At 41.3% G+C, this 18878-nt stretch carries 17 protein-coding genes; 8 read left to right on the forward strand and 9 right to left on the reverse strand.

Annotation, left to right across the window (positions count from 1 at the left end; genetic code table 11):
• Positions 1 to 39 precede the first annotated feature (39 nt).
• The 3 genes from EHS11_RS16765 to EHS11_RS16775 form a co-directional block, all read right to left on the reverse strand.
• The gene (locus tag EHS11_RS16765; protein ID WP_246048001.1) at positions 40 to 2166 is read right to left on the reverse strand and encodes a serine hydrolase domain-containing protein; all 2127 of its coding nucleotides are present in this window, start codon (positions 2164 to 2166) and stop codon (positions 40 to 42) included.
• A complete protein-coding gene (gpmI, locus tag EHS11_RS16770; protein WP_135765543.1) occupies positions 2123 to 3772 on the reverse strand; it encodes a 2,3-bisphosphoglycerate-independent phosphoglycerate mutase in 1650 nt (549 codons plus the stop codon). The genes EHS11_RS16765 and gpmI overlap by 44 nt, the downstream gene beginning before the upstream one ends.
• A gap of 70 nt (positions 3773 to 3842) precedes the next feature.
• Entirely contained in the window at positions 3843 to 4331 is a 489-nt protein-coding gene (locus EHS11_RS16775) for a DUF1564 family protein (RefSeq protein ID WP_135765544.1), read from the reverse strand.
• Positions 4332 to 4420: 89 nt separating this feature from the next.
• Between EHS11_RS16775 and EHS11_RS16780 the strand changes: the two genes are divergently transcribed.
• Entirely contained in the window at positions 4421 to 5413 is a 993-nt protein-coding gene (locus EHS11_RS16780; RefSeq protein ID WP_135765545.1) for an adenosine kinase, read from the forward strand.
• 48 nt (positions 5414 to 5461) lie between these two features.
• Here the strand turns inward: EHS11_RS16780 and EHS11_RS16785 are convergent, their stop codons facing one another.
• Positions 5462 to 5863: a response regulator gene (locus EHS11_RS16785; RefSeq protein WP_135765546.1), complete on the reverse strand. Its 402-nt coding sequence runs from the start codon at positions 5861 to 5863 to the stop codon at positions 5462 to 5464.
• Complete coding sequence (locus tag EHS11_RS16790) at positions 5860 to 7383, reverse strand: PAS domain-containing sensor histidine kinase (protein WP_135765547.1); 1524 nt, start codon at positions 7381 to 7383, stop codon at positions 5860 to 5862. The genes EHS11_RS16785 and EHS11_RS16790 overlap by 4 nt, the downstream gene beginning before the upstream one ends.
• Before the next feature lie 33 nt (positions 7384 to 7416).
• On the opposite strand from EHS11_RS16790, the gene EHS11_RS16795 reads away from it, so the two are divergent.
• From EHS11_RS16795 to pheS, 7 genes are read left to right on the forward strand one after another with little or no spacing between them, the layout of a single operon-like run.
• Positions 7417 to 8346: an ABC transporter ATP-binding protein gene (locus EHS11_RS16795; protein WP_135765548.1), complete on the forward strand. Its 930-nt coding sequence runs from the start codon at positions 7417 to 7419 to the stop codon at positions 8344 to 8346.
• Positions 8343 to 9074 (forward strand): ABC transporter permease, encoded by a 732-nt coding sequence (locus tag EHS11_RS16800; RefSeq protein WP_135765549.1) that lies wholly within the window; start codon positions 8343 to 8345, stop codon positions 9072 to 9074. The genes EHS11_RS16795 and EHS11_RS16800 overlap by 4 nt, the downstream gene beginning before the upstream one ends.
• A gap of 4 nt (positions 9075 to 9078) precedes the next feature.
• Positions 9079 to 10935 carry a motility-associated ABC transporter substrate-binding family protein gene (locus EHS11_RS16805; protein ID WP_135765550.1) on the forward strand — a complete coding sequence of 619 codons (1857 nt, stop codon included), beginning with the start codon at positions 9079 to 9081 and terminating at the stop codon, positions 10933 to 10935.
• The gene (locus tag EHS11_RS16810) at positions 10932 to 12020 is read left to right on the forward strand and encodes a hypothetical protein (protein WP_135765551.1); all 1089 of its coding nucleotides are present in this window, start codon (positions 10932 to 10934) and stop codon (positions 12018 to 12020) included. Before EHS11_RS16805 ends, EHS11_RS16810 begins: the two co-directional genes overlap by 4 nt.
• Before the next feature lies 1 nt (position 12021).
• On the forward strand, positions 12022 to 12636 hold the full coding sequence (locus tag EHS11_RS16815) for a hypothetical protein (RefSeq protein WP_135765552.1): 615 nt from the start codon (positions 12022 to 12024) through the stop codon (positions 12634 to 12636).
• The gene (locus tag EHS11_RS16820) at positions 12633 to 14027 is read left to right on the forward strand and encodes a UDP-N-acetylmuramate--L-alanine ligase (RefSeq protein ID WP_135765553.1); all 1395 of its coding nucleotides are present in this window, start codon (positions 12633 to 12635) and stop codon (positions 14025 to 14027) included. The genes EHS11_RS16815 and EHS11_RS16820 overlap by 4 nt, the downstream gene beginning before the upstream one ends.
• Positions 14024 to 15049, forward strand: coding sequence for a phenylalanine--tRNA ligase subunit alpha (pheS, locus tag EHS11_RS16825; protein ID WP_135765554.1), 1026 nt, complete (start codon positions 14024 to 14026; stop codon positions 15047 to 15049). The genes EHS11_RS16820 and pheS overlap by 4 nt, the downstream gene beginning before the upstream one ends.
• Positions 15050 to 15182: 133 nt before the next feature.
• Here pheS and EHS11_RS16830 read toward each other — a convergent pair whose 3' ends face one another.
• Genes EHS11_RS16830 through EHS11_RS16845 form a run of 4 tightly spaced genes read right to left on the reverse strand, consistent with a single transcriptional unit; the run spans position 15183 to position 18807 of the window.
• Entirely contained in the window at positions 15183 to 16709 is a 1527-nt protein-coding gene (locus EHS11_RS16830) for a thiolase family protein (protein WP_135765555.1), read from the reverse strand.
• Between the two features lie 15 nt (positions 16710 to 16724).
• Entirely contained in the window at positions 16725 to 17522 is a 798-nt protein-coding gene (locus EHS11_RS16835) for a hypothetical protein (protein ID WP_135765556.1), read from the reverse strand.
• Positions 17519 to 18526, reverse strand: coding sequence for an LIC_10450 family protein (locus EHS11_RS16840; protein WP_135765557.1), 1008 nt, complete (start codon positions 18524 to 18526; stop codon positions 17519 to 17521). Before EHS11_RS16840 ends, EHS11_RS16835 begins: the two co-directional genes overlap by 4 nt.
• A complete protein-coding gene (locus EHS11_RS16845; protein WP_135765558.1) occupies positions 18523 to 18807 on the reverse strand; it encodes a hypothetical protein in 285 nt (94 codons plus the stop codon). The genes EHS11_RS16840 and EHS11_RS16845 overlap by 4 nt, the downstream gene beginning before the upstream one ends.
• Positions 18808 to 18878: the final 71 nt, after the last annotated feature.

The raw sequence follows: 18878 nt of genomic DNA on the forward strand, positions 1-18878 counted from the left end.
GCTTAGAGGATAATCAATTTTCGGTATTGGTCAATCAGATTAATTTACGAATTTATCCCATTTTTCTTGAACGGAAACAACCCTGAGGATTCTCCAGATCAGATTGGAGCCGTTTTCCGAATTGGTCATAATCACGATCCCATATCCCTTGTTTGCGTTAAAAAATGCCAGCGACTTATGTCCCTTTGTATGGCCGCCATGGAAAAAATATTCGGAAGGACCGGATTGGTTGATAAAAAAGCCCCGGCCTACGAGCGCATGCACCGTCAGATTGGCAGCACTCATTTTAGGAGTGAGTAGGTATTTTGCGGAAGATTCGGAAATCAGAGAAGAGTTACCTTTGGTAGCGAGTGCCACTTCCGCAAAAACATTGCCAATTTCTTCCGGAGTGGTCCAAAGCCCTCCTGCGGCCAGTTCGGGTGTGACAAATTTTTTTTCTTCCAGGATTTCTCCCTTTTCATCATGACCTTCGCAGTGATCGTCCGCTTCAGTCAGGTTTTGGCGAAAACTGCTTCGTTTCCAACTGAGAGGTTTTCCCACATATTTAGTGATCACTTTGGGAAAAGAAAGCCTGGTTGCTTCTACGATCGCTTCCTGGATGACGCTATAACCCGCTCCCGAATAACGGGACTTAGATCCCGGTTTGTAGTATATTTCCAAGCCATGGCCAGGTTTGGGAGAGAAAGAATCTTGAATGTCCGTTAGGTGCTTTTTGTTTTGGTTGATCGGATCATCCCAGTTTCCTTTTTCCGTGAGTCCGCTCGTATGAGAAAGCAGACTGTCCAAATTGACAAATGAACCTTTTTCTTTTTTCTGATACCTGATATGAAATTTCAGCAATTTTTGATTCCAGTTGGAATAAAGATTCAGCTTTCCTTCTTCGGCAAGTTTTACTGCGGTGACTGCGGTGACTGTTTTGGAAAGGGAACCCGCACGAAACAAAGTATTTTCCGTTACTTTGTTTGAAGTTTTTAAATTGCGAACACCGTAGTTTTTTTTCCAAACCAGTTTGTAGTTTTTATAAACGGCCACTCCGATAGCAGGGACTTTGCTTTCTTTCATCAAAGTTTCCAAATCCACTTCCGTTTGATTTTTAGGAGCTTCTCTCAGCTTTAATTTTTTACCACCAAATATAGATTCGGTGAGAATGGATTTATATGAGGACAAATCTCCTTTGGTGCCTCCCCACGGATTTACAATCGAGATCAGTATATCGCTTTTTCGATCCTGGTAAAATAGATTGGCAATCCCTTTTACTTTTCCATACGCCCAATGAAAATACTCTCCTACATACATCCCTTCTCCGAAGTAGATGGAATCTTGCGAGATGGAGTCCTGTAGAATTGTTTTCAAGAAAAGTTTTTCCACTTCTTTTTTGGGCAATAGACTCGGGTGCAATAGTTCTTCTTTCCAGAGAACAAGATCCTCCGGGTTGGAGTAAATTCCGCTATTTCCCAGAAACGGATCGTGAACATCCACATAGGAATGATTCATGTTCAACGGTTTTAAAATCGTTTCTTTGATATAATCGGAATATGATTGTTCTGAGAGTGTTTCTATCAGATAACCTAATATAAAATAGTCGAGTCTCGTGTACTTCCAGTATTCTCCCGGAGGAAAAGAAGGTTGTAGGAAGGAAGAAGTAAAACTATTTCGAACCTGGATTCTTTTTTGGGCTTCGAGTTTAGAATCAAAATGGGAATCGATTTCTATAAATCGGGGAAGACCGCTTGTGTGTTTGAGCAAATTTTCAATCGTGATTTCTTTATGGGGAAACCAGGAAAGATATTTGACCACAGGGTCGGATTCTTTGATGTTTTTTTCCCTGAGAAGGATTCTGAGCGCGAAAGCGGTGAAAGCTTTTGTTACTTCACCTAATGGAAAACTATGTTTCCTGTAGAGCTGGTTCGGTTGATTTCCCTTTTTGTGATAGAAAGTTTCTCTGAATAGAATGTCCTTGCCTTTGGCGACGAGGACAACTCCTTGAAAATTTTCCTGTCTTAGTTTGGTTCTGATCTCCTTTTTTTTTGTTTCCGATAGGGATCCTACTTCTTCGGAACAAGAAATTAAAAATAAAGCAAGAAAAGAGAAACTTAAAACGGAAAAAAACTTCATATAAAAACTACCGTCGGATGAGGCTCTGGTGGTATCCGACAGGTGCTTCAAATCCCAATACATCCAAAACAGTTGCTGCAATATTCGCCAAACCAAAATTAGGATCCTGCACTACGAATTCGATTTTTAACTCCGGATCGAAAACAACAAAATGTACAGGATTCAAGGTATGGCTGGTTTTAGGAACTGGTTTGCCATCTTGGGAAGTTTGCGCATGTCCTTTTTTGTCCAATTGATACATTTCGTCTGCGTTTCCATGGTCGGCAGTGATAAAAAGTACGGTGCCCGACTCTTTGCAGATTTTTACCAAACGGTCTATGCAAGAATCCAGATATTCCAAACCTTTGATCGTTGCTTCCATATTACCTGTATGTCCCACCATATCTCCGTTAGCATAATTGACTCTTAGGAAAGGATATTTGTGGCTTTGGACGGCTTGGATAAGAGTATCTGTAATTTCTTTTGCTTTCATTTCGGGCTTTTGGTCAAACGGAATGACATCCGATTTTACTTCTTCGTAAGTTTCGAGTGATTGGTTGAAGTATCCGGATTTGTTTCCATTCCAGAAAAAAGTAACATGTCCGTATTTTTGCGTTTCCGAAATCGCGTATTGAGCAACACGTTCGTTCACCAGATATTCTCCCATCGTGCGGTCGATGACGGGTGGAGAAACTAAGTATTGTTTGGGGATGAATGAATCTCCGTCGTATTGCATCATGCCTGCAAATTCGATCTTGGGAAAACGGATTCGGTTGAAAGGAGAAAAGTTTTCTTCCGTAAATGCTTTTGAGATTTCAATGGAACGGTCTCCTCTGAAATTGAAAAAGATGACCGAGTCGCCGTCTTCCACGGTTCCTACAGGTTTGCCATTCGGATCGGTAACAACGAAGGAGGGAAGGTATTGGTCTATTACGCTTGGATTTTCTTTGCGGAATGTTTCGATTGCTTCGGTAGCAGAAGAAAATTCCCTACCTTCACCTAATACGTGTACCTTCCAACCCCGTTCTACCATAGACCAGTCTGCGTCGTAGCGATCCATGGTGATTTCCATTCTTCCTCCTCCTGAGGCAACGGAAATGTCCAACCCTGAATTTTTAAGTTCGTTTAGACGGGCTTCCAGCGGGGTAAGATAATCAAGTGCGGACTTTTCGGGAACATCCCGACCATCCAACAAAATATGAAGTCTGATTTTGGGAACTGCTTCCGCTTTTGCCACATCGATCATCGCTTTTAAATGGTCGATGTGGCTATGAACGTTTCCATCCGATAGCAGACCTAAGAAGTGTAAGGTTGATTTGTTTGTTTTTGTATTTTGGATTAATTTTTTCCAAATGGGTCCATGGAACATTTCTTTGGAATCGATCGAGGCACTGACTAGTTTTGCACCTTGGTCGAAAATGCGCCCCGAACCGAGAACATTATGGCCCACTTCGGAATTGCCCATATCTTCGTCGCTCGGCATTCCCACGGCAGTTCCATGTGCTCGTAAATGAAGAGTGGGTCTTGTTTTCCAAAGATTTTTGAGGACAGGCATTTTTGCCGCTTCTACCGCATTTCCGTCATTTATGCCTTGTTTGGTGAATCCGACTCCATCTAAAATGACTAGGAGGACTTGTTTTGCAAGAGGTCCATTGGGATGTTTTTGGAGAGATAACATAGATTAGATTCCTATTTTTTTCCAGTATCTGAATGATTCTACATTTTGCAACCGCAAGATATGGTTTGGTTTAGGGGCGGAGGTGGAAGGATCTTGTTAATCGGAAGGGTTTGAGTCGGTATATTACCGTGATCTCTTTGGGTTTGGATTGAAATGTAGGAACACCTTCACTTTTTCTCCCTTCACCCTCCATCTCCCAAAACATCATCAAACTCACAATCAAAGTTCTGGAAACCCTAAAATTCCCCGCAATCAATCCTATCTCCGCCCAATCCTCATGACCTGGTCGAAAGTTCACCTTTACATAATAACTTTCCGCATCCTCCAAATGACTTTGGTAGGTAATCCTTAAATTTCTCTTTTGTCTTACCGAATTCAAATGCACCACCAACCTTTCCCTGTGCCTCCGGATCAATCTACAAAACAGATCCCTGCTATCGTGCCTTCTCCGCAAGAGTCTGCGATAGAAGCCCGCTGCCGTTTCGGAGAGCAACAAACTGGAAACGGATGTGTCTGCAAAAACCAGAACTTCCCTCATGAGCCAACGATTCTCTTGCATACTTTTCCTCTGTTAGAAGAGTTAAAGATTCTGCACGATTGGTTCAAAAAAAAGAGGACTTAGATCCAAAGGATTTCAATTTAGCTTTCATGAAGAAATATGACGTATTTGGTGTGGGAAACGCTCTTGTTGATATTATCGCATTTGTAGAACCGAAATTTTTAGACAAACAAAAAATAGACAAAGGCATTATGACCTTGGTCGATGAAACGAGACAGGGGCAAATCTTAGCCGATCTCCACGATATCAAAAAAGAACTCAGATCCGGCGGTAGTGCCGCTAACACGATGATCGCGATTGCAAACTCAGGAGGGAACTGCTGTTATGCGGGAAAAGTCACTCACGATACATACGGTGAGTTTTATAAAAAAGATATGGAAGATGCAGGCGTCCAATTTGAAACTTCCCCGGATAAAGAAGGTCATACGGGAACATGTGTCGTCTTGACAACGCCTGATGCTGAGAGAACCATGCTAACTTGTCTGGGCATCTCTACTTCACTTTCTCCAAACGACATTGATTTGGAAAAGTTGAAATCTTCTCAATTTGTTTATGTAGAAGGTTACCTTTGGGACGGTGACTCTACAAAAAAAGCGAGTCAGCTTACAATGAAAGAAGCCAAAGCCAACCAGGTAAAAGTGGCATTCACATACAGCGATCCGTTTTGTGTAAATCGTACTCGTGGCGAATTCATTCAACTAACAAAGGATTATGTGGATGTTGTTTTTTGCAACACGGAAGAAGGTCTCGCACTGAGCGAAAAAAACGATCCTTTGGAAGCGGTTGCTTATATCGGAACTTTGTCCCCGTTGGTATTTATGACTGCGGGCAAAGAAGGCGCTTACGTTTGTCAAGATGGACAAATCGAACTGGTTCCCGGATTTCCGGTAAAACCTGTAGATACTACGGGAGCAGGAGATGCATTTGCGGCAGGAGTTCTCTACGGATTGACACATGGATTCACACCGAAACGTTCCGCAAGATGGGGAAATTACGTTGCTTCCCGGATAGTAGAAAAAGTAGGGCCTAGATTATCCGTCAAACTGGCGAACAAACAGGAAGAGATTTTAAAAGGTTACTGATGTTAGTTGGTGTTTCCCTTTTTGAAAAGGGTTTGCACCAACCCAAAGTTATTTGGTCGTTGCCTCATTCCACAAAGTATAAATCTTTGCGGTGATTTCAAGCGGAGCGAACGGTTTTTCAATAACCCCGATTGCTCCTCTTTTTTGGTATTCCTGAATTTCGTTTTTTTGCACTCGGGAAGTGATGAAAGCAACGGGGATCGTTGCCGTCTCAGGAAATACTCTCAGTTCTTCAATCAATTCCAAACCATTCATCCCCGGCATCAATACATCTAACAAGATCAAGTCGGGTTGCAGGATGATTGCTTTTTGCAATCCCTCCGGACCTGTTTTCGCAAAAAATACGTTAAAGTCGGAATTGTATTCAATGGCTATGCGAAGGATTTCAATAATATCTTCTTCGTCTTCTACGATTAAGACCGTTTTGATGTGTTTCGGGTTCGTTCTCATTGATTCTGTCCTTCTGTGAATTTAGAAAGAGAATTCAGATCATACAAAGGCAATGTGATTGTAAATGAGGTTCCGGTAGGACTTGTAATAAAATCAATGGAACCTTTCATCACTTCGATAAATCCTTTGGTAATCGATAGTCCGAGTCCTGTTCCGCCAACTAACTTATCTTTTGGGGGAGTTCCTTGTGCAAACCTGTGAAATAACCTCGGCTGAAAATCCGGATCAATTCCCGGGCCATGGTCTACCACTTGAATGTAGGCACCCAATTCGTTTTTGCCGACTCGGATAAATACCTCGGAATACTTTGGAGTGTATTTGACTGCATTGGAAATCAGATTGGTAACGCAGTGATTCAAACGATCCTCGTCCACATATACGGAAATGGAATCCGCATCTTTCTGATAATTTAGCAAAACATGATATTGTTCGGCGAATGTTCTCATTCCGTCGACAGAAGCTTGGATGACATCTTCCAAAAAGAACGCTTTGTATTTAAAATTAATATTTCCCGAATCAAGAGCCTCTATATCCAAAAGATCTGTCACAAACCGAACCAGACGAAGTGTATTCTTGCGACAAATATTCAACAGGGATTTTGCCTGATTGGACAAATCTCCCGCTACGCCGCCTATCAAAAGTTCAATGGCACCTTTAATCGAAGTCAGGGGAGTGCGCAGTTCGTGGCTTACCAAACTGATAAATTCGTTTTTTAAACGTTCTGCTTTTTTCCTTTCCGTGATGTTACGAACGATTGCCAAAACTTCTTCCGGGCCGCTCTTTGCGATTCTCGCCTCATAAAATTTGACCCCGTCGTATTCCTCTTTGGAATATTCGATTGATTGCGTTTGATCCAAGGTAAGCACCTGTGAAATCATATTACGGATAGAACTTAAACTTTCCTCGGGAAAAAGAGATTCTACGGAAGAAAATCGTTCTTTCGAATTTTCCGAGGGCATATCCCATCCTGGAAAATCGGGATACATCTTGTAATCAATTACGATTCCGTCCTGATGAATCCGGTAGAGTTTGTCCGGGATGGAATTGATGATGGCACGGTTTTTGGAAACTACACTTTCGTAACCTCGTTCCACCTTCTTTTGCGAGGTGATCTCTGTAGCGAGAACGAATAAAAAGTCTTGAGAAGGAAGAACGAGAAGATCATACCATTTTTCCCCCTGGGCATGAATGTGTTCAAATTGCATACTCCTGTGTTCCCGCACTGAGGTTCTCATTCTTTCTCCAAGCTCACTGTCTTTCACTTGGGGAAAAACCGTCCAGACTTCCCGCCCTATGATTTGATCGGCGGAAAGTTCGACCATTTCCAGGGCTTTTGAGTTCAGGTAAATATAGTTCCAATTGGAATCTAAGATAAAGACGGCGTCTCGAATGGTTTCCAGAATTTTGTTGAGGTAATCGGGAGCCAATTTCTCCCAATTTTCCGAAAGAAGTTGCTTTGCTTCCAACAAGCTTGACTCATCCTTGAAAAAGCCTTTGATTTTTTCGTAAAAGTCATTCATACGTTCAAATATACTTAAAATAAAACCAGAGTTATGATTCAAGTCAGCAATTTATCTAAATTTTATGGGGAAAAACGAGCCATTACAGGCTTGAATTTCAAGTTGGAAAAGGGAGAAGTCGTAGGGCTTCTCGGTTTAAACGGAGCCGGAAAAACGACGACCCTTCGTATTTTGACGGGTTATCTCATCCCAAGCGCCGGAGATGCTCAGATTGACGGCAAATCCATTTTCGAACACCCTCTGGAAGCCAAACAAAAAATAGGGTATCTTCCCGAATCTCCTCCTCTTTACGAAGATCTATGTGTGGAAGATTATCTTAAATTCGTAAGTCGTTTAAAAAAAATAGAAGAATCGAAGTTAAACGGTGAAATCGACCGTGTTCTTCAAAAAACAAATTTATCCGAAGTGAGAGACCGGTTGATCAGCACTTTGTCCCTCGGATTCAGAAAAAGGGTGGGAATCGCCCAAGCAATCCTGGGAAATCCTGCGGTTGTCATTATGGACGAACCGATTTCCGGCCTTGATCCGAAACAAATCGTAGAGATCAGAAATCTGATCCGCAGTTTGGCCGGAGATCATACTGTTTTAATTTCCAGCCATATCCTTTCCGAAATTTACAAAACCTGTGATAAGTTTTTATTTTTACACAAGGGTTCTCTCAGGCAACAACTCAGTCTGAAACAGTTGGAAGAAGAAATGAGCCGGGTGGCAGGTTGGGAAATCGGGCTTTCCGGAAAAAGTAAGGATGAATTGGAAAATTTTCTCCGTTCCCAACTTTTGCCCGAAGACAACTTACAATATTTAGGTGTTCAGAATGAGGAGACTTTGTTTTTGATCAAGGCACGCGAACCTAGATCTTTCAAAGAAAAACTATTCACTTCGGCAATCGCTTCCGGCATCCAGATAGAATCCTTAAAAAAACAGGAAGTATCTTTGGAACAAATCTTTATGGAGAAAATATGAATTGGCAAATCGCTGTTTGGATTTATAAAAAAGAATTAAAATTATTTTTCGGCACATATATGGGACCGTTGGTTTTAGGTGGAACCGCTTTTTTGAATGCTCTCTTTATCATGATTTTGAACTTCAACGGAAGGGCGAATTATGAAGAAGCCACCATTGTAACCTTCATTTCCTTTATGACTACGATCCTCATTGCCATGATCATCATATCAATGGGATCGATCGTAGAAGAAAGAAACAAAGGAACTTTGGAATTGCTTTTTACAAGTCCTATCACTGATGCGGATATTGTTCTCGGCAAATTTCTGTTTGGTGTTACAATCTGCGGAATCATTACCGTATTCATCAACGGGCTTTTTCCGATTCTCCTTTACAGTTATTGGCAGGCCCCCCTTTATATCGTTGCCTCAGGTACGATCGGAGTGTTTTTGTTAGGAACTTTTACCTACTCGATAGGTCTTTTCGGTTCCAGCATTGCCAAAAATCAAATGATTTCCCTTTTGATTTCGGTGCTGATCATTCTTACACTTTGGGTGGTCGGTTATTTTTCCCATTTGTTCCAGGCAACAACCAGAAAAGTCCTGTTTCATCTGCATATATTTTCCCATTATATCAATTTTTCAAAGGGAGTTCTTCCTTTAACAGGCATTATGTTCTTTGTTACCGGATCGCTTCTTTTTTTATACCTTACCGTAAAGGTATTGGAATCCAGAAGATGGAGAGGTTAGTTTTGTGTTAGTTTCAATTGATCGTATTTTTCCTTTTATCAGTGTAGTTTCTCTGTTTTTGTTCTTTTTGCTGGATGGAATGATCACGGATCCTTCCCGCAGGATCGTCTGGCTTCTGGCGATCACCTTATTTTTGTTATCCGACTCTCTTTACCGGATGATTGCACACCGTTTCCGCAAGGAAGACGGCAACCGTTATCTCGGGACAGCTCTCGGACTATCCGCATTTGGATTTTCTTTGCTTAGAGACTATCTGGACAACCAAATGATAGCGGGCATCAATTCCGAAGCCAGTTCCATTCCGAAAGTAAGGGAGTTCTTACTTTTGGTTATTGTTGTATTCGCATTTGCATTTTTATTGCAAGTGTTATTTACGGAAATCGGAAAGTCCTCTCTGGAAGCGCAGAGCAATCTCAGCAAAACAAAAAGTTCTTTGTTACAAAATGCTCTGCTTGGATTTTTGTTGGTGTTGCCTGTGCTCGTTGCGTTCAATTATTTTGCCATCAAACGAAATTATAATTTTGATTTGAGCTCGAAGGGAAAATATTCTCTTTCCCCCATCTCCAGAAATCTTTTGAAGCAGATTAACAAAGAAACAACGATTACCGCTTTTTATCCCAGACCTTTGGAAGCGGACGGTCCGGCAAGTTCCTTTACTTTGACTAAAATACGCCCGGATGTTGAGATTTTACTAGACCAGGTAAAAACGGAAAATCCTCTGATCACGATCAATTTTATCAATGCGGATGTGGAAACCGACTTGTTGAAGGACTTCGGCCAAGCTTCCAACGGAACGATTGTGATTCGATCTAAGAAAGATTCTTTGCTTGATAGCAATACTCCTTATGCGGAAGAAAAAATCTTTGCCAAAGAGCCGAACGATTTGGAAGAACTGGAACGCAAGTTAATCGCAGGTATTTTCAATGTTTCCACGGAACAGAAAAAGATTTATTTCACCACTTCCAACGGGGAAAGATTCGGAGCTGGTTTTCGTTCCGTACCGAATGAACAAATAAACAGACTCAATACAAATTTACAATTTCTCAATTTTAAAGTTTCCGAGTTGGGCTTTGCACAAGGATGGCCGGGAGCTCTTCCAACTGACGCAGATATGGTGGCAATCCTAGGACCTACCGTTCCGTTTTCTCCGGAAGCACAATCCGAAATCAAAAAATTCGTTTTGGAAAAAAACGGAAAACTATTCATCACGATTGAACCGAAAGGAAACGAAGACTTCAATTGGTTGTTAAAGGTTTCCGGGTTACAATTTAAAAAAGAACCTCTGATGGAAAGAGCGGAGAAACCGGGAATCATCCTGGCCAAACGTTTTTCCGAAAACAAACTCACCGATCTTTTGCCAAAAAAAGATCTGGGGATTCTTTTCCCGTATAGCGGCTATTTTGTGACTCAGTCTACCGGCGAAACTCCCTTTTCATTCAAGTCGGCAAATCTTTTGGAAACAGGCTCCGATGTGTTTGTGGATAAAAACAATAACGGAAAACAAGACAAAGAGGAAACAAAGGAAAATTTAATCCTTTCCGTTGTCCTAACGCCTGTTTCTCTGGACGATGACAAAAAAGGAAGAATTGTAGTTCATTCGGGCACTTCCTGGATTACGGATCAGTTCATCGCTTATGTAATGAACGCCCATTTTGCAAATGCATCCATTACCGGGCTTTTCCAGGATACAGGAATTGCCGAAATTCCTCCCAAAAAAGAAGAAGTCCAAACGGTCAGTCTTTCGGACAATCAAAAGCTAATCGTCTGGGCCATCGGAGTATTCTTTTATCCGGGACTGATCTTGGGCATCGGTGCTTATTATGTTCATTCAAAACGTAAAAAATCATTAACTGAAGTATGAAAAATCGTTTAATCTATGTTATTGTTTCCTTCATCTTATTGTTTTTCCTATTTTTCTTTTTAGAGGAAAAAACGGAAAATATCACCGAAACCAATTACTGGAAGGAAAATTGGAAATCGGTTGTTTATTTCCCACCGAAAGAAACCTGGTGCGGAGAAAAAGAACCTGCCTTCGGAAAAGACCCGATCTTTTTTCGTATGTTTGAAAGAGGTTGGAAAAAATCTCCTCTCTTCTCCGTTTCTTATTTTCATCCGGAAGAAAAGGACATTCTCACTTACGAAGGAAATTTCAATGTGAAAAATTCTTTCTCAGATCTGAGTGTTCTCAAAACAAAGTTCATAGAGTCTTCCTCCGAAGAGATTCAAAAATCATATTGTATCGGGGATGATGCTCCCCGTTTGGTGATGAACGAAGATTTACTTGCTATTAAATTTGACGATCTCCAAGGCCGAACTTTGTATTTCGGAAAAAAAACGGAATCGGATACAGCAAGAATGACCGCTCGGGAAAAAGACCGGGTGATTTCTCCTTATTCCTATCTGATTGAAAAGTTCAGAAACAATACTCTCAGTTTTAGAGAACGCCAATTTATCACATATAGCGGTGGTTATCTGGTTTCCATTGAATTCATCGGACAGGGACAAAGGATTGTTGCTGAGAACAATGCAAAAAAAAATCAGTATGACTCGTATGTAAATCATTGGAATCGGCCTACGGGAGAAAGGATCGTTCTCTCTCCTGAAATCGGGAACGCTTTGGAAAATAATACCAAAGCACTTCGCGCGGATCTTTATCCGGATGATGAGAATGGTCCGGGGCTTTCTTTTGCCAAGGAAGCTGTGAAACCGGAACCGGAAGGAAATCTATCCGCAAAACATTCCCTAGGATACAAATGGAAGATTCGTTTTTATCCCAAAGTTCAATGGAAAGACCAAAACTACCGTCCGGTAGTTCGGGATCTTTCTCCTTATTTCGAAGAAAGCCCGAGTTTCGTGAAAGAGGAAACCTTTCAAAACTTTATTCAGGCCGTAACGAACGTGAAAAATGCTTCCCGTTGGGAACGTCCCAATCAGAAAATCCAATAAGGTGCAAAATAATCATTCTACCAGAGCTCGTACGGATTTACTACGAGATGTTTTCTTTTCCCCGAAATCGGCATTCGAATCTTATTTTCAAAAGCACGAATTAGGAGGAAGGGATTTGTTTGTGACTCATTTGAGTCTTGCCGTACTCGGAATCTTATCCAAGTTCGTGAGCAACCTCATTCAGATTTTTGTCTTTAAAGTAACAAACACGGACGAAGAAACCAGTTTGACTTTGTTTCAAGGAGTCTTTTCCGTATTTGCGTTTTATGTTCTGATGATTTTCGTATTTCGACTTCTGGATAGTTTCAGATTGTATCACAAAACGCGTGATAGGCTAACAGATTGGGATGGCCCGGAACCTCATGTGTTTACTGTTTCTTTTCTGCCTTTCACTTCCACAGCTATCTTTTGGATTTTACCTCCTCCGTTTCCTCTCGTCTTTGTCGGGATAGGTGCTTTGTATTCTTTGCAGCTTTCCTATATGTATCTTTCCATGATCCGTCATTGGACAACGGCTGAGTTTTTCTTTTTCTTTCTGAAGGCGTCTTTGTTTTTTCTGTTTTTGACCTTTTTCCCTTTGTTAGTTTATAATATTATTCGGACGGTAAGTTTTTGAAAATTTTCTTAGTGGGAATCGGTGGGATTGCCATGGGCAACCTTGCTTATATGTTGAAAGAGATCGGGCATGATGTATCTGGTTCCGATGAAAATTTATACCCTCCTATGTCCGATAAGTTGGTGGAATGGGGACTTTCACCTAAATCCGGTTATAGAAAAGAAAATGTAAAAGATGCGGATCTAGTCATCGTCGGAAATGCGATTTCCAGAGGAAACCCCGAAGTCGAAGAAGTTTTGAATTCAGGCAAAGAGTATATGAGTATGGCGGAGGCGATCGGTCATTTTTTCTTAAAAGGAAAAAAGCCGATTGTAATCGCAGGCACTCACGGAAAAACAACGACTACATTTTTAACTCATTGGATACTTTCTGAAATCGGTCTTGCTCCGGGACTTTTTGTGGGAGGGATTCGCAAAGACGGTCATGCGGGATTTTCTCTCGGAAAAGGAGATTATTTTGTAATCGAAGGGGATGAATACGATTCTGCATTTTTCGATAAAAGTTCCAAATTTTTACATTACAGACCCTTCTATCTGGTGTTAAACGCTCTTGATTTCGATCATGCCGATATTTTTGCAAATCTCGATGCGATCAAAGTCATGTTCAAACGACTTCTCAATCTTGTGCCAGGCACGGGAAAGGTTCTTTATTGGAAGGGATCCAGGAATTTGAACTCCATTATTGACGGATACAAACACGCACCCGTGGAACCGTTCGAACTAAATGAAAAAGATTCCATCTTGAATTATGCAAAAGGTATTTTGAGCGAAAACAAGTCCAAAAATATTTTGAAACCCTCCTTAATCGGATCACATAATTATCGTAATGCGGAAGCGGCGATCCGAGTTTGTTTGGCCATTGCTCCCGCCAAGAAAAAGGAAATTTTGGAAGCATTTCTCAAGTTTCCAGGGGTAAAAAGAAGACAGGAGATTCTTGTTAGAAATGAAACATCCCTGCTTGTAGAGGATTTTGCCCATCATCCGGTGGCGATATTGGAAACGATCAAAGCTCACAAAGAAGCTTATCCCGGTTATAAGATCATTTCTTTGTTTGAACCGAGAAGTGCTACATCCCATAGAAATGTTTTCCAAGATGATTTTGCCGTATCCTTCAAAGGTTCCGACTATGTATTTATTACGGAAGTCTACCAGGTGAACAAAGTCGCATCCCGCTTGCGACTGAATGTAAAGAAACTTGTCAAAGATACCAAAGCAAAAACAAAAGCATCGTCCTTCTATTGCAAAGACCCGAGAGACATACTAGTCCAAATCAAAAGAGAAATTCCAAAACTTGCCAAATCAAAGATCATCGTACTTGCCATGTCAAACGGTGCTTTCGGCGGAATTTATCCCGAATTGACAAAACTCGTTTTAGAGAGAGAAATCAAATGAGCATCATAAAAGAAATCGAATCCATCATCCTGGAAGCGGAAGAGGCTTTATCCAAGGCGCAATCCGAAGAAGAACTGGATACAAACAAAAACAACTTTATCGGCAAAAAAGGAAAGCTCACTCAAGTATTGAAAGGACTTGCGAGTCTTTCCGTAGAAGAGAAAAAAACTGTAGGCAAACTGGCGAACGAAGCCCAAGTCAAAATCGAATCCATTGTCGAATCCAAAAGAAATAAAATCAAAGAAGAGTTTTACGAAGTAAAACTCAAATCGGAATTTTTCGATGTTTTGCGGACTGAAGAGCCCAAAGAAAAAGGATCTCTTCATCCTATTTCCCAAATCCAATACGAGATCGAAGATATTTTCACATCCATGGGTTTTTCCATTATGGATGGTCCTGAAGTGGAAACCGATGAAAACAATTTCGGCGCATTGAACTTTACGGAAGATCATCCTGCACGGGATATGCAAGACACGTTTTATACAAAAGATGGCAATTTGCTTCGCACTCATACTTCCGCCATCCAAGTGCGTGCACTTCGTAACTTAAAACCCCCTTTTCGCATCATTGCTCCGGGCAGAGTGTTCCGTTATGAAGAAGTGGATGCATCTCATGAAAATACATTTTATCAAGTAGAGGGAATGGTTGTAGGGGAAGGGATTTCCATCGCTCATCTCATCTATACCATGGAAACTTTATTGTCCCGGGTATTTCGCAAAGAAGTGAAAACAAGACTTCGACCCGGTTATTTTCCATTCGTAGAACCCGGATTTGAATTGGACATCAACTGTCTCGTTTGTGAAGGAAAAGGTTGTTCCGTTTGTAAACAATCCGGTTGGTTGGAGTTACTTCCTTGCGGACTAGTGCATCCGAATGTGCTCAGTCATGCGGGACTTGATCCTAAAAAATGGTCGGGGTTCGCTTTTGGCTTGGGATTGGATCGGCTTGTTATGATGCGGTACAATATCCATGACATCCGTTACTTCCAATCTGGAAACTTGCGGTTCTTAAAACAGTTTTAAGTTTTGGGGATCATTTGATCTTCAAAACAAATCATTCCGACTAAGAAAACGATTTCCGTTGACTAACAAAATTCGATTTTCGTCGAATGACTCCTGTCAACTGACCCTTGTTGGTCGAACTCGGGTCTCGAACCTAAATCAAATATGATTGCAAGATTCCGTTTAGTATCTTTAATTTTACCTTTGTTTTGCCGATCTCAATTGTATCCGCCGATTTGATTTCTTCTCCTGACTCGGAAAATAGATTTGTAAGTAACATTGAGCCTGCGTTAGTTGTCACGGCGCAGAGCAGGTATGGTGGTTTTTTTTGTCCGCCCGGGTTGAAGTGCACGGCACTTGCGGATAGAATCACTCCTTCCTCTTCCTCCTTTGCATGGGGAACATTGACTCCTAGGGCGCGCGTAGGTTGAACGGACCTTCTTCCTTTTTGAGGAGCTTCTTTGGAAAAAATAATCACCGAATTGATGCTGTCGATTCCTCCGTTCCCTCCCAGTAAACTCACATTAGGTGGTTCGCTTAGACGATTGGGAATAGGATCTACCGCCAAATCATATTGGCTCGCTACGTCAATGAGTCCCGCAGCACCGGAGAGAGACATGGCAGCCTGGTAATTTAAAATCCCTCCGCCGAAATTGATAGGGATTTGTCTTTTGCCTGTAGGAATTTTTCCCTCATGCAAACTTGTTGCCACTTCCTTTGCCGGCTTTCCGAAATACAGGCTTGCCTGACCTATGATCATTCCTGTAAAACAGTCGTAGATCCAGGCATAATCGATATCTTCTCTTTCCCAGCCGGAAAGAGAGAATGCACGTTCGGCGGCAATGGCGGCGGGACTTGCCAGATCTTTTTTCTGGATAAAGTATTCCGTATGTGCCGCATGTCCTGCACCAGCCAGGTAGATATGTTTCAAATCTTTTCGAATGATCCCTTTGTCGATTAACTCCTGTTTCTTTGTTTCCGTTGTGATCAGAGTTGCAAATCCGTGATCCGTTACTATGGCGATCATAGGAGTGGAATAGGGACCTGCCAGAGGTTTGTGGAGTTGTTTGTCGGTCAGTACTTTTTCGAATTGAAAGGCACGTGGATTGGAAATCGCTTTTTCTCTGAAATATTTTGTAATCTTTTCAAAATCTTCCGAATTTATCCCTGCGTCTTTCATCGATCTTTCCGCAAGGATTGCATAAAGCCCGATGAGTGTGGAACCGTAAGGGATTTCCCAATCTTTATGACAAACAGTGAATGTCAGTTTTTTCAGATCGGAAACCTGTTTGAATACGGATTTGGGAACATCCGCTGCGGCAACTAACACGACACTGTCGGGATTGGATGAGACGATAGTATAAGCTTGCTGGAGCGCTCCTCCCACACTTGCGCCGCCGAGATCCACAACATGGCATGCAATTCCCGTAAATCCCAAATCGTTGGCATCACGAACCGTAAAACCGTAACCTTCTCTTGCCAAAGACTGGGGTTCCACAGAAACAAAATCAGTAAGGAAGGGGGCTATTTTGGCGCGGTCCGTTCCTAAAAACGTAAATAGTTTATCAACGGAACGGAATAGTATTTTATAATATTTTTCTAGAGCAGAGGAAGATTTGTATTCCTCTGCATTGAACTCGGATTCAATTGTGTCGGCAACGCCAAGCAGGATAGGTGTCATTTTGCATAAGTAAAATCAATTATCCATACCTAGCAAGGCATTCATTCTAAAATCTTGAATGATCCCTATACATCGTTCAGTAACCCGATCCAGACTTTCACCGAATTTTCTGCCGTTGAAGTTCGCGGAAGCCTTCGGAAAATCCTTTTCGTTGATTCTGATGATCAGCTCCGGGTTCACCCGGTTTTTGGAGACCAATTCATGGATGGATGTCGCCAAGTTTTTTAGGGCGAAACAACCATCCTTCAAAAGGTTCTGGGAAACTTTTTCGATCATTACAGTATTTCCGTTTGCATCTAAAAAGTTTTTGATCGCTTCTTGGGCTCGCAAGGATGGCACCCCTCTCCGTGTAACACCGATTCGTTCTATTTGAACTATGCTGTCCTGGATTTGAGAGAACTCGATCGTGCCTTTGAATATATTCAGTAATACTGGGAGTTCAATTTCAGCAAAATCCACCATCGCACCGTAAAAATAACGGATTTCCGCTTTTGCCATCGGATGAAAATCTATCTTTGAATATTTGGACAATCTTTCCAAAGATTCATCCATAATTCGGTTGAGTGTTTCGCCTTTGCCTGCTTCTTTTTTTGCGACAAGTTCCTTATATTTGCTTTTGAGTTGTTCTAAAAAAACGACTTCTTCCGATATAAACTTTGTTATATTGCCTCTCATCTGGAGGATTTGGAGGTATCTTTTTTCAAATTCTACAATGTCAAATGCCCTAGGATGGAGTTTGGCATTCTCTCTGTAATCAGTTCTAATTTTTTCTAATAGTGCCTTTACTTCTGTTGCAGCTAGTTCTTTATTCATCTTTGTTTTTTCCAGTTCTCAACCTCCATAATGGACTTGTCCAAGTCTTGCGAAAAGTACAATGATGCAGTTTTCGCATCGGCATACATTAGTTGGTTGGGGTATTGTAATTGTTTAACTTGTGTATCTGCCTTCAAGTTCAGAATATTCATCAATTGAAGACTTAGTTTTTTCAAATCCTTAATGATCGTCTCTGCATGTCTTTGCATTTCAAATAGATGAAGATTGTCCAGTTTATCTTTGTCTGATTCAATTAGCTTCATCTCTTCCCGTTTGTCAGCGGGAGCTTTTGAAATATAATAAGTAATTGGACGAGGATATGACGACATTTCTTTATGCAGATCGATCATTTTATCCAGTGCTTCAAAAACTTGTGATTCAAATTCTCTAGCTAAATTCCCTACAATATTTTTATTTTCAGAGGGATCTCCCGTAATTTCAAAGATACGGGATGCTTGTAAGTTTTTGATGATTGCGTTTGATCGTTCTTTATAAGTTCCAAGCATCTTGATAAAATGATCAATGAGTCCTCTTGCGGGACGAAACTCAGGTATTTCCAAGTTTGGTTGTAAAGAAGGAGAGCTGGCTGAGTTATTAGGAGTAAGCGAAGAGGGATAGGATTGTGCTTCCGCTCCATCCATAATATTGAGATCAATATCTCCTTCCATAAGAAAGTCGGTCGGTTCTTCCGAAGGGATGTTTTGGTTTTCCGATTCTTTGGGCGGAATTTTATTAGAAGTTTCGGATAAGTCTTTGATGGATGAGAGAGTGGGTCTCGGTGGTTGGCTCGCGTCTCCCGCAGCAGTCACCACTTCAAACTCTTTCGCGGAAGTGATCTTTATAATTTCGATACGTCTGGTCTCTTTATTAAAACGAAGCGCATAACGATTATCATCTTTGTCTATGAATCTTTGATTGATTTGGGAAATAGACATACGGTTCGGGTCTATTTCCGAGATAGAATCGATTCGTATATAATTGCCTTTTCCTTTATCCGGTGTCACAGTCTCAGTATGTCCAATAACGCTTCAGTAAAAGCATAAGATAGAAGTACATTCGGGTCAACTTCGTTCTCTAAAGACTTACGATATAATGTAAAAAAATCAGAACGTGAGAGGTTTACTCTATTATGGTATTCGGAAAAAGATCTGTCCCTTTCCCAAACGGAGACTTCCCCCAGAGAAAGTTGAAGGATGGCAAATCTAAGTACCAGCCCTAAATCCAAATGTTTTTCTGTAATGATTTCTGCTAATTCTTTGTCGATTTCCAATAAACTGTAAAACATATGTTTTCCTCTCCTTGGAAAGGTAGAAAACCGGGGGGAATGGTTCGGATTTTTTTCTCTTTCGCCTTGAC

The organism is Leptospira ilyithenensis, from assembly GCF_004771005.1.
Taxonomy (GTDB): domain Bacteria; phylum Spirochaetota; class Leptospiria; order Leptospirales; family Leptospiraceae; genus Leptospira_A; species Leptospira_A ilyithenensis.